The sequence below is a fragment of the Microbacterium sp. UBA7513 genome (assembly GCF_002478345.1).
In the GTDB taxonomy this organism is placed as follows: domain Bacteria; phylum Actinomycetota; class Actinomycetes; order Actinomycetales; family Microbacteriaceae; genus Microbacterium.
In genome coordinates, this window is record NZ_DLNJ01000001.1 from 1 (window position 1) to 11,894 (window position 11,894).

Annotated in this window: 11 protein-coding genes; 5 read left to right on the top strand and 6 right to left on the bottom strand. The window is 71.3% G+C overall.

What is annotated here, in order from left to right:
• On the bottom strand, window positions 1-512 hold a 512-nt coding region (locus tag B2W79_RS00005), incomplete at its 3' end, for a MarR family winged helix-turn-helix transcriptional regulator (protein WP_292785729.1).
• A gap of 125 nt (window positions 513-637) precedes the next feature.
• Here B2W79_RS00005 and B2W79_RS00010 point away from each other — a divergent pair.
• Entirely contained in the window at window positions 638-1,195 is a 558-nt protein-coding gene (locus B2W79_RS00010) for a MarR family winged helix-turn-helix transcriptional regulator (protein ID WP_240743066.1), read from the top strand.
• A gap of 6 nt (window positions 1,196-1,201) precedes the next feature.
• Here B2W79_RS00010 and B2W79_RS00015 read toward each other — a convergent pair whose 3' ends face one another.
• From B2W79_RS00015 to B2W79_RS00030, 4 genes are all read right to left on the bottom strand, one after another.
• Window positions 1,202-2,119, bottom strand: a complete 918-nt coding sequence (locus B2W79_RS00015; protein ID WP_292785733.1) for a cation diffusion facilitator family transporter — start codon at window positions 2,117-2,119, stop codon at window positions 1,202-1,204.
• A gap of 46 nt (window positions 2,120-2,165) precedes the next feature.
• A complete protein-coding gene (locus B2W79_RS00020) occupies window positions 2,166-3,572 on the bottom strand; it encodes an MFS transporter (protein WP_071329308.1) in 1,407 nt (468 codons plus the stop codon).
• Window positions 3,573-3,642: 70 nt separating this feature from the next.
• Window positions 3,643-4,131: a DUF3253 domain-containing protein gene (locus B2W79_RS00025; protein ID WP_071329307.1), complete on the bottom strand. Its 489-nt coding sequence runs from the start codon at window positions 4,129-4,131 to the stop codon at window positions 3,643-3,645.
• A gap of 318 nt (window positions 4,132-4,449) precedes the next feature.
• Window positions 4,450-5,346 (bottom strand): Lrp/AsnC family transcriptional regulator, encoded by an 897-nt coding sequence (locus B2W79_RS00030; protein WP_071329306.1) that lies wholly within the window; start codon window positions 5,344-5,346, stop codon window positions 4,450-4,452.
• A 218-nt stretch (window positions 5,347-5,564) separates the two neighbouring features.
• On the opposite strand from B2W79_RS00030, the gene B2W79_RS00035 reads away from it, so the two are divergent.
• From B2W79_RS00035 to speB, 4 genes are read left to right on the top strand one after another with little or no spacing between them, the layout of a single operon-like run.
• Window positions 5,565-6,908 carry an MFS transporter gene (locus tag B2W79_RS00035; protein WP_292785739.1) on the top strand — a complete coding sequence of 448 codons (1,344 nt, stop codon included), beginning with the start codon at window positions 5,565-5,567 and terminating at the stop codon, window positions 6,906-6,908.
• A gap of 42 nt (window positions 6,909-6,950) precedes the next feature.
• Complete coding sequence (locus B2W79_RS00040) at window positions 6,951-8,618, top strand: amidohydrolase (protein WP_071329304.1); 1,668 nt, start codon at window positions 6,951-6,953, stop codon at window positions 8,616-8,618.
• A gap of 10 nt (window positions 8,619-8,628) precedes the next feature.
• Window positions 8,629-10,245, top strand: coding sequence for a thiamine pyrophosphate-binding protein (locus tag B2W79_RS00045; protein ID WP_292785742.1), 1,617 nt, complete (start codon window positions 8,629-8,631; stop codon window positions 10,243-10,245).
• A 32-nt stretch (window positions 10,246-10,277) separates the two neighbouring features.
• Window positions 10,278-11,225: an agmatinase gene (gene speB / locus B2W79_RS00050; protein WP_292785745.1), complete on the top strand. Its 948-nt coding sequence runs from the start codon at window positions 10,278-10,280 to the stop codon at window positions 11,223-11,225.
• 9 nt (window positions 11,226-11,234) lie between these two features.
• Here speB and B2W79_RS00055 read toward each other — a convergent pair.
• Window positions 11,235-11,894: serine protein kinase RIO (locus B2W79_RS00055; protein ID WP_292785747.1), on the bottom strand; the 660-nt coding region annotated here is incomplete at its 5' end.

Here is an 11,894-nt window from a genome sequence, read left to right on the forward strand (position 1 = left end):
CCGAAGCCGTGCCGGGGCTCGAAGTCCCCGCGGTCGAACCCGCGCCGGGGGCCGAAGCCACGCCGCGGACCGAAGCCGAACCCGGGGCGCTGCTTCCGAGGGAGAGGCGTCTCCTCGTCCCAGCCGAAGGCGCGGGCGATCTTCTCGAGCGCCGCGAGGGTCGTCGCCATCTCCTCGTCGGAGACCGCGCCGGCGACCTTCGCGCGGAGGCCGTCGACGGCGGCGCCGAGACGCTCCTTCGCCGCGCGGCCCTCGTCGGTCAGCGCCCATCCGTCGCCGTCCGCCTCGACCCAGCCGCGGTCGATGAGATCGTGCAGCTTGTGCGGGGTCAACGGGCGGCGCGCGGGTACCGAGCCGTCGACGACGTTCAGCAGCCGCCAGTCGCGGCGGGTCGCGCCCTCCGCGGCGAAAGCGGTGGCGAAGTCCTGTGCCATCAGGCGGTCGACGGCCTTGAGCCAGAAACCGAACGGGCGGGAGGTGTTGTCAGAAGTGCTGTCTGCAGTGGTGTTCATGGTGATCCTTCGTGTCTGTGGTGCACCGACGACGGATGTCATCCGACATATTAATGTCACTGTGCATGTACATGCAGTGTGACATGAAAACTGAACGCATGTCAAGCTGCATGTAAAATCGGGGCATGGCCACCGATCCGATCGACCCCGCGTCCCCCGACGCCGCCGAAGCGATCGCGCAGGCGCTCTCCCGACTGCGCGGACGCCGACCCGGGCCCGGGGGTCGCGAGCACGGCGGGCCACGCGGTGCGCACGGGCACGGGCCCCACGGCGACCCGCGCGAGCACTTCGCCCATCACCGCGGCCACCCGGGGATGCCGCCGTGGATGGCCGACGGCGGCCGCCTCGGCGGACCGGCCCGTCTCCGCATGCTCGAAGCCCTCGCCGCCGCGCCGGAGCCCCTCAGCGTGAGTGCGCTCGGGCAGGCGATCGGCGTGGATCAGCCGCGGGCGTCCCGGCTCGTGCAGCAGGGAGTGCAGGCCGGTTTCGTGCGCCGCGAGGCCGACCCGGACGACGCCCGCCGCACCCGCATCGCGCTGACCGACGAGGGTCGGCGACTGGCCCGCGGGATGCGGGGCGAACGCCGCGAGCTGCTCGGCCGCGCGCTCGAGTCCTTCACGCCGGAGGAGCGCACGGAGCTCGCGCGGCTGCTCACCAAGCTCGCCGACAACTGGCGCGCCTGACCGGCCTCACGCGCGGGCGAAGTCCAGCGAGGGCTCGTCGTCCACCGAGAGGGACAGCACGACGGTCTCCACCGCGTCGTGCGCCTCGATCCGCCGCTCCACCTCCCGCAGTCGCCGGGCCACGTCGTGCTCGCGCGCATCGCCCGCGAGGTCGATCTCGGCGACGAGGAATAGCCGGTTCGGCCCCACGTACTCGATGTGCAGGTAGGTGACCCGCTCGATGTCGTCCATGCCGAGGAGGGCCGTGCCCACCCGCGAGCGCAGTGCGGGCGACACCGACGTGCCGACGAGGAACGCGATGTTCCGTCCGATCAGGATCACGGCGACGACTCCCAGCAGGATCCCGACGAGGATCGACCCGATCGCATCCCACGCGGCGACACCGGTGAGCTGATGCAGGAGGATCGATCCGCCCGCCAGCACGAGGCCGATGAGGGCGGCGGAGTCCTCGAAGAACACCGCCCGGAGCGTGGTGTCGCTCGTCTCGAGAACGAAGTCCCACGTGGAGGATCCGCGCTCCCAGGCCAGCCGACGGGAGCGGACCATCGCCTGCGTGAACGACGCGCCCTCCAGCACGAAGGCGATCCCGAGCACGATGTACGCCACGACCGGGCTCTCCACGGGCCCGGTGTCGGACAGCTCCTGGATGCCATGCATGATCGACACGATCGAGCCGGCGGTGAAGATGCCGAACGCCGCGATGAGGGACCAGACGAACGCGTTGCGGCCGTAGCCGAGCGGATGCCGGGCGTCCTTGGTCTTCGCGCCGCGCCGGTCGGCGATGAGCAGGAAGATCTCGTTCCCCGCGTCCGCCCAGGAGTGCGCGGCCTCGGCCACCATCGACGCGGACGAGGTGATGACGGCGGCGACCGTCTTCGCGATCGCGACGAGGATGTTGGCGAGGAAGGCGAGGACGACGGTCACCGGGTCAGGCTACTCCCGCCCGACCCGTCCGACGCCCGGAGCGGGCTCAGCGCGGTGCCTTCACCGGGAGCAGGAGGAGGAACCCGAGGATGAGCACGATGACGATGCCGAGGATCCCGTATGCGGTCTGGCTCGTCGCGACGATGAGCACGGTCCAGGCGGCCGAGGCCATCCAGCTCGCGGCCCTTCCCGTCGTGGCGTAGAGACCGAAGATCTCGCCTTCCCGGCCGGCCGGGGTGACGCGGGCGAGGAAGGAGCGCGCCGCCGCCTGCGCCGGGCCGACGAAGGCGCAGAGCACGAGGCCGCCGATCCAGAACACGAGGGACCCGGCGTCGCGGAGCAGGAACACGGCGAGGCCTGCGACGATCATCGATCCGATCGACCCGAGGATGATCCGCTTGGGGCCGAGGCGGTCGTCGAGGCGTCCCGCGATGATGGTCGAGACGCCGGCGACGAGGTTCGCGGCGATGCCGAAGACGATGATGTCCTGGGTGCCGAACCGGAACACGGCGGTGCCGATGATGGCGCCGAACGCGAAGACCCCGCCGAGGCCGTCGCGGAACACGGCGCTGGCGAGCAGGTACCAGAACGTCGACCGGGTCTGCGGGTCGCGGTAGAGACCGATCACGTCCTGCACGAGGAGGACGTAGGAGCGGAAGAACCCCACCTTGCGCTCCGGCCGACCGAGCGACGGCTCCGGCACGTTGAGGAAGATCGGGATGCTGAAGACGATCGCCCAGACCGCGCACCCCACGGCGATGAGCCGGTACGCGAGGCCGTTGTCGGTGGACATGCCGAACCAGTCGAAGGTGTCGAGCAGGACGACGATGACGAGGGCGATGATGCCGCCGAGGTAGCCGAAGCCCCAGCCGAGTCCGGAGATGCGGCCGACGTTCTTCGGGTTCGCGATGCCGATGAGCATGGCGTTGGAGTTCACCGCGGCGATCTCGCCGAACACGGAACCCGCGGAGATCAGCGCGACGCCGAGCCAGAAGAGGGCCGGCTGCGGCTCGACGAACCACAGTCCCAGCATGCAGAGGATGAGAGCGCCGGTGCCGATGCCCAACCAGAGCTTCTGTCGTCCGGCGGCGTCGGCGCGCTGTCCGAGGACGGGGGCGAGCAGGAGGATGCCGAGGGCGGCGATCGTCGAACCCAGTCCGAGACCGGAGGCGAGGTCGGCCTCCGCGGCGACGCGGACCGGGTCGCTCGGGTCGAGGGCGACGATCTCCGGCGGCAGGAACGAGGCGCTGACGAGGTACAGCGCGGTGAAGACGAACGTGAGGATGACGGTGTTGAACGGCTGCGTCGCCCAATCCCACAGCGCCCAGGAGTACACCTGCTTCCGAGGCGCGGGGGTGTCTCCGCGCAGATCGAGGCCGACGACGGCCACGGCGCCGCTGTTCGCTGTCGCCACGGGCTCGGGGGCGCCCGCCGCGGGATCGGGTGAGGTCATGGTCGAAGTCTGGCCGCGGACGGTGAACGCCCGGTGACGGCGCGCCGTCGGCGTCGGGCGACCGGGGCGTTCAGAGGGCGGGGCCGCGGCGGATCCGGACGGGGCCCCGGGCGTCGGCGATGCTCACCCGCTCGCCCTTCTGTGTGACCACGACCACCTCGCGGGAGGCCAGGTCGGCCGCGACACGGCGCACGTCGGGCATCCGGTCGCGCCACTCCTCGCCGCCGATAGCGCGGGCGACATCGCTCGGGCAGATCGACGAGTCCGCGCGTTTCCGGGTGAGGGCACGCATCGTCGCGGCGATCCGCTCCTCGGCCTGCGCCGCGGAGGGCTCCTCCCACCATGGGGCACCCCGCTCGCCGAGGGCGGTCTTCGCATCCTGCACGCGACGGCGGGCGTCGGGCTCGGCCGCCTTGACCGCGCGCCGTGCGGCCATGAGCTCGTCGACGAGCTCCTGCCGCAGGTTCTCGGGGATCGACGGATCGGTGGCGCGCCACCGCCGGCCGTTCACGACGATGTGGTGTCCGTCCGCGGTGGGCGCGGGGCCGTCGTCCGTCATACCGGCCATCCTGCGCGCCGGCCGCGCGTGCCGCCATCCCCTTGACGTCCGCGCGGCTGCCGGTCAGCGGTAGAGGAGGTCGGCGTCGACGAGCCCCGTCCAGTCCGGCACCGCGAGCGACTCCGGCTCGTCCCACTCGCCCGCCGTGATCCGACGGCCGCGGCCGGGCGCGGGATCGAAAACGCTCCTCCACGCGGCTGCCGAAGCCCCGTTTGCATCGCGCGTGGGGAACCCCTCGCGGTGAGTGTGCAGAAACGTGCCGGGGATGGGTGAAAGAGGTGCAGTTTTGATCCCGGGACGGGCCGGACGGGAGGGGGGTCAGTCGGTGCGGAGGGGGCGGAGGGTGCGGGCGTAGTCCTCCTTGAGCACCGCGAGATGCAGCCACGCCTCGATCCGGGTCACTCCGGGGAGCGCGCGCAGCCGCTCGAGACTCGCGTACAGGGCTCCGGCGGAGGGCTCCACGAGGGTCGCGACGGCGTCGAACCGCCCGAGGGTCCGCGCCGCGAAGTCGACTCCGCGCCCGCGCCGCAACTCGTCGATCACGGCCTCGTCGTCGTCTCCGAGCGTCATGCCCACGCCCATGGAGAGCTGCCGGTGCGCGAGCCCTCGAGCCTCCACGGCGCTGATCTTGATGACACCGGCGTCGATGAGCCGCTGCACCCGGGTGGCGACCGCGCTGGGGGAGAGCCGCACCTGCTCGCCGAGGGCACGGAAGCTCATCCGCCCGTCGGATTGCAGGTGTTCGATGAGGGCCTCGTCGATGCCGTCGAGGGTCACGCCCCCGTGGTACTCCGAGACGAAGAAGCCCTTGATCACGGTCGAGTAGATGATCGTGTTGATGTCGAGCACGCCGGCGCTCCCGCGGATGCGCGCGAGCAGATCGTGGAGCTCCGACATCGACCCCACCCGCACCTCCGTCACGATGTCGTGGGCGCCGCCGACCGCCGACACCAGCACGGTCTCGGACATGTCGCGCAGGCGCTCCGCGACCACCTCGACGGCGCCGTCGGTCCGGATCGACACGTGGGCGAGCACGTGCTGGCCGAGGAACACGGGGTCGACGGCCGCGACCACCCGCACCGTGCGGTCGGCGAGCAGGGTGCGCAGACGAGCCGCCACGACGGCCCGGGACTGGCCGACGCGCTCGGCGAGGGAGCGGATGCTGGCGCGGCCGTCCTCCTGCAGTGCCCGGATGAGTTCCGCATCGAAGTCCATGTCCCACCCGATTCCGTCGATTTCCCCGCGATGCACGCCCGCACCCGCAAAATCTCAGCGTAGAGCGCTGTTCGACCGAGCGGAAGGCCTGGAGTGCGCGGCAGGAACGACATAAATCCAGTGAATGCTGCGTATCGCTGGAGTTCTGCCCTTGCCCGTGATGCTTCACGTCCGTAGCATCCTTCGCTATCCGACACCATCCGCGAAGGAGCGGGTCCATGACCACTACCCCCACCCCCCGAAGCGGCGTCCACAGCCGCGCGCGCCGCGCCGGCTTCGCCGCCTTCGTCGGCACCACCATCGAGTGGTACGACTTCTACGTCTACGCCACGGCCGCCGCCCTCGTGTTCGGCCCGCTGTTCTTCCCGAGCGATGACCGTCTGGCCGAGACCGCCGCGGCCTTCGCGACGTTCGCGGTCGCCTTCCTCGTCCGCCCCCTCGGTGGCATCGTCTTCGGCCACATCGGCGATAAGCTCGGCCGGCGTGTCTCGCTCGTCATCACGCTGCTGCTGATGGGGGCCGCGACCGTCCTCGTCGGCTGCCTCCCGACCTACGAGAACATCGGCATCCTCTCCCCGATCCTCCTCATCCTGCTCCGCGCCATCCAGGGCCTCGCGGTCGGCGGCGAATGGGGCGGCGCGGTGCTCATGAGCGTCGAGCATGCTCCCGAGAAGTCGAAGACGTTCTACGGCGGCTTCACCCAGCTCGGCAACCCGGCCGGCGCCCTCCTCGCCTCCGGCATCTTCGCGATCATGGCCCGCGGCGGCGACACGTTCATCATCGACGGCGGCTGGCGCATCCCGTTCCTGCTGTCGATCGTGCTGATCGGCGTCGGTCTGTGGGTCCGGTATCGCGTCGAGGAGTCGCCGGTCTTCGAGGAGAAGATCGAAGGTCGCAAGCAGTCCATGCCGCTCGCCTTCGCCCTCCGAGTGAACTGGAAGCCGATCCTCCTCGGCATCGGCATCCTGCCCATCTCCACCGGCGGCTACTACCTGGCCACCACCTTCGCCACCGCGTACGCGACCGGCGAGCCCATCGCTATCAGCGAGCAGGTCATCCTCGACGCGATGACCCTGGCCTCCTTCGTGGAGTTCGTCGTGACGCTGCCGGTCGCCTGGCTGGGTGACAAGTGGGGCCGGAAGAACGTGATGTACATCGGCCTGATCACCTCGGTGCTGACCTTCGCGCCCTTCCTGCTGCTGATGCCGGGCCGCGTGGAGCCGCTGATCTTCCTCTTCGCCTCGCTCGTGCGCATCGCGATGAGCGCGACCTACGCCCCGATCGCGGCGATCCTGGCCCAGATGTTCCGTCCGCAGGCCCGCTACACCTCCATCGCGCTGTCGTACGGCGTCGGCGCCGCCGTCTGGGCCGGCTTCTCGCCCTGGTTCGCGACGCAGCTCATCGCCTGGACCGGCAGCGTCTGGTCGGTCATCGCGATGTTCGTGGGCATGGCCGTCATCGCCGGGATCTGCACGCGTCTCGCGCCGCAGCACTCCGACGAGGCCCCGGTCACGGCGTCGTTCACCGCCCGGACCGACACCACGGCGAACCGCCTGCCCTGACCGGCACTCTTCCTCCGCACGACACCACCGCGAACAGGCATCATGAGAAAGCTCACCCCCTTCGACCGCTCGGCCCAGGCCGCTCCCGTCCTCGTCACCGCACGAGCCATCCACACGGCGGACCCGGCGGACACCACCGTCACCGCGATGCTGACCGACCGGGGGCGCATCGTCGCCCTCGGCACGGCGGCGGCGTGCGAGGACGTGGCGGCGCGGGCCGGACTCACCCCGGAACGCGTCGATCTGGGCGAGGCGGTGGTCGTCCCCGGCTTCGTGGACGCGCATGCGCATCCGCTGATGTTCGGGCAGATGATGACCTGGGTGGACTGCGGTCCGGAGAAGGCGGGGAGCATCCCGGAGATCGTGGCGCTGCTGAAGGCCGCGGCTGCCGAACTCCCCGCCGGCCGTCCGGTGCGCGGCTACGGCTACGAGCAGCGCAACCTCGCTGAGAAGCGGCACCCCACCCGCTTCGAGCTCGACGAGGTGGCCGCCGACCGCGAGGTGTACCTCATGAACGCCTCCGGCCACGGCGGGGTGGTGAACTCGTACACGCTGGAGCTCAACGGCGTGGACCGGGACACCCCGAACCCGGACGGCGGCGAGTTCTTCCGCGACGCCGACGGCGAGCTCACCGGCGAACTGTCCGACGCGGCGTGCAACATCCTCACCGGCGTCCACGGGGTGAAGATCGGCCACCACGGTCCGAACTTCCACCTCGCGGACGAGCCGGAGGAGCACCTGCGCCAGCTCGACGCGGCGACGCAGCGGTTCCTCGCGGGCGGGGTCACCTCCATCGGCGACTGCCAGGTCACGCGCCGCGAGTTCGACATGTACCTGCGGCTGGCCGAGGCCGGGCGGCTGGAGCTGCGCGTGTCGATGTACCTGCTGTCGCACCTGCTCGACGAGGCGCTGGAGATGGGACTGGTCGGGCAGTTCGGCAACGCCCACCTGAGCTTCGCCGGCATCAAGTTCTACGCCGACGGCACTCTCGGGGGCTGGACCGCGTACTTCCCGGACGGCTACGTCGGCGACCCCTGCCGCACCGGCCAGCTCTACCACGAGCCCGCCGACTACGCGGAGCTCATCCGCACGGCGCACGCGGCCGGACTCCAGACCGCGACCCACGCCCAGTCGCCCACCGCGATCGAGATGGTCGTGTCGGCGATCGAGGCCGCGCTCGCGGAGCGTCCGGACGCGGATGCCCGGCACCGCATCGAGCACTGCGGCCTGCCGACCCCCGCGCAGATCGAGCGGATGGCGGCCGCCGGCATCCGTCCCGTGAACCAGACGCAGCACTACTTCAACTGGGGCGAGGGCGTGGAGGAGGCCATCGGCACCCCCGGTGAGCGATTCAACCCGCTCGGGGAGTTCGAGCGTGCGGGCGTGCCCATGACGATCTCCTCCGACGCCCCGGTCGCCGAGCCCATCCCGCTGGAGGCGATCCAGACCGCGGTCACCCGGGTCACCCGTCGCGGACACCGGCTCGGCCCGGACGACCTGCGCATCTCCGCGACCGCGGCGCTGCGGGCGCACACGATCGAGGGTGCGGTCTCGATCGGCCGCGAGGACGACCTCGGCTCCCTGGAGCCGGGCAAGTACGCCGACTTCGCGGTGCTCTCGGACGATCCGCTCGCGGTGCCGGCCGAGGAGATCGCGGCGATCCAGGTGCGCGAGACCTGGGTCGACGGCGTCCGTCGGCACGCGATGTGAGGATGACACGATGAGCACCGACACCATCGGAGACGACCGGTACGCCGACACCGCGGGCCGTGCGGTCCTGGAGACCATCCGCGCCTACGGGGTGACCGCCGTCTTCGGCATCCCCGGCACGCACAACCTGGAGTTCTACCGGCCCCTCGCCGACCTCGGCATCCGCGCCGTGACCAACCGCCACGAGCAGGGGTCGGGGTACGGCGCGGACGGATGGGCGCAGCAGACCGGGCTCCCCGGCGTGGTGATCACGACCTCAGGCCCGGGCCTGCAGAACGCGATGAGCGCGATCGGCACCGCGTTCTGCGAGTCTCGGCCGCTCATCGTCCTCTCGCCCGGCGTGCCGCTCGGGGCGGAGTTCGCCGACGTCGGCACGCTGCACGAGACCAAAGACGCGACAGCCATGGTCGGCGCGATCGCGGAGTGGTCGCGACGGGTGTCGACCGCGGCGGAGGCGGTGCAGGCCGTGCACGACGCGTTCCACCTCTTCCGCACCGGCCGTCCCCGCCCCGTGCACATCGAGATCCCGCTCGACGTGCTGGAGGCGCCCGCCGCCGTGCCCGCGGAGGACCGGAAACCGCGCCCGATGCCCGACCGCGTCTCCGGGGATCCGATCGCGCTCGCCGAGGCCGCCCGGCTGCTGTCGGCCGCCCGCCGCCCGGTGATCGTGGCCGGTGGGGGTGCGGTGGACGCCGCGCACCAGCTCGTCGCCGTGGCCGAGCGGCTCGGGGCTCCGGTGCTCACAAGCCTGAACGGCAAGGCGGTGCTCGACGAACGGCACCCGCTGTCCCTCGGCTCGAACCTGCGCCTCGCCGCCGCACGGGCCGTGGCCGAAGACGCCGACGTGCTGCTCGTGGTCGGCTCGAAGCTGGGCGAGGCGGAGCTCTGGGCTCCCCGGCTCGAGGCACGCGGCGCCGTGATCCGCGTCGACATCTCTCCGGAGCAGCGGGACAAGAACCTCACCGCGACGGTCGCTCTCACCGGAGACGCCGCCGCCGTGACCGACGTGCTGCTGCCGCTGCTGCCGGACCCCGCACGGCCCGCCCGTGACCTCACGGCCGAGCGGGCTGCGATCGAGGCCGAGTCGCGGGAGACCGCGCCGGACACCGTCGCGCTGGCCGAGATCATCGCCGACGCCCTCCCTGCCGACGCGATCGTGGCGGGCGACTCCTCCCAGATCGTGTACATGGCGCTCGGCAGCGTGCTGCGGCAGGAGCAGCCGCACTCCCTCCTCTACACGCCGACCTACGCCACGCTCGGCTATGGCCTCCCCGCCGCGATCGGCGCGGCCGTCGCGCAGACCGAACGCCCGGTCGTCACCGTCATCGGCGACGGCGCTCTGATGTTCTGCGTGAGCGAGCTCGTCACCGCCGTCGAGCAGCGTCTCGACGTCACCGTGGTGTGCGTCGACAACGGCGGGTACGCGGAGATCCGCCAGAACGAGCTCGACCGGGGCATGACCCCGATCGGCGTCGACCTCGTGCAGCCGGACTGGGCCGCGCTCGCCACCGCCTTCGGGGCGACCGGGCGACGGGCGGCATCACGCGCCGACATCGCCCCCAGCATCCGCGCGGCCATCGCCGACGGCGGGGTGCAGCTCGTGCACATCCCGCAGCACGCCCTCTGAGACCCACACCTCCCGACGAACAGGAACGAGAAATGACCGACAACATCGGCCCCGTCGACGCCTCCGTGAACCCGCGGTACTCCGGCATCGCCACCTTCGCCCGCCTGCCCCGCATCGAGGACGTGCCGCGCGCCGACATCGCGGTGGTCGGCATCCCGTTCGACTCCGGCGTGAGCTACCGCCCCGGCACCCGCTTCGGACCGTCGCACGTGCGGGAGTCCTCCCGGCTGCTGCGGCCCTACAACCCCGCGCAGGACGTGTCGCCGTTCCAGCTCGCCCAGGTGGTGGATGCGGGCGACATCCCGGTGAATCCCTTCGATCTCACCGAGGCGGTCACCGAGGTCGAGCGCGCGGCGCTGGCGCTCGGCGAGCAGGTGCAGCGCCTCGTCACGATCGGCGGCGACCACACGGTGGCCCTTCCCCTGCTGCGGGCGGTGGCCGCGAAGCACGGACCCGTCGCGGTGCTCCACTTCGACGCCCACCTCGACACGTGGGACACCTACTTCGGCGCCCCCATCACGCACGGCACCCCCTTCCGCCGCGCGAGCGAGGAGGGGCTGATCGACCTCACCGCGAGCTGCCACGTCGGCACCCGCGGACCCCTGTACTCGAAGCAGGACCTCGAGGACGACGAGCGCCTCGGCTTCTCCATCGTGTCCAGCGAGTACGTCGAGGAGCACGGGGTGGAGGCGGCGATCGACCGCATCCTCACCCGCATCGGCGACAAGCCGCTGTACGTCTCGATCGACATCGACGTGCTCGACCCCGCGCACGCGCCCGGCACCGGGACCCCCGAGGCCGGAGGGCTCACGAGCCGCGAGCTGCTGCGCATCCTCCGGGCGCTGCGCGACCGGGACATCGTCGGCGCCGACGTCGTGGAGGTGTCGCCCGCGTACGATCACGCCCAGATGACCGGGATCGCCGCGAGCCACGTCGTGTACGAGCTGGTGACCCTTCTCGCCGCCCGACTCGCCTCCTGACCCCGGGGGTCAGAACAGGGTCCCGAGGAGGTCGGCGAACAGGGCCTCGGCGTCGCACTCCACCCGTCGCCGTGCGAACCAGTCGCACACGTTGACGCAGTCGCGGTGCAGCAGGTCGAGGCCCTGCGGATTCGCGATCACGTCGACGATCTGCGGCAGGTCGATCACCCGCACACGCTCCTCGTGCACGAGGAGGTTGTAGGCGGAGAGGTCGCCGTGCGCGAAGCCCGCGGCGGCGAAGACCCGCATGAGGTCGACCACCTGCGTGAAGTACTCCTGCATCTCGGCGTTCGACCCGCGCACCTGGGCGAGCCGGGGTGCCGCGATGCCCCGGTCGTCGCCGAGGAACTCCATGAGCATCTCGGTGCCGCTGACCTGCACGGGATAGGGGACCGGGGCGCCGCGCTCCCACATCCGGCACAGCGCTTCGAACTCCGCGAGCGACCACTGGGCTGCGGCGACCTCTCGGCCGTGGGCGGTCTTCTTGGCGAGGGCGCGCGTATCGCGGGTGTTCCGCGTGCTGCGTCCCTCGGTGTAGACGGCGGAGCGCTGGAAGCTCCGGTTCTCGATGCCGCGGTAGCGCTTGGCGGCGAGGAGGGTGCGCTGCGTCGGGTCGTCGGGCACGGCGCGCTCCAGCAGGAACACGTCGGCCTCCTTGCCGGTCTTGAG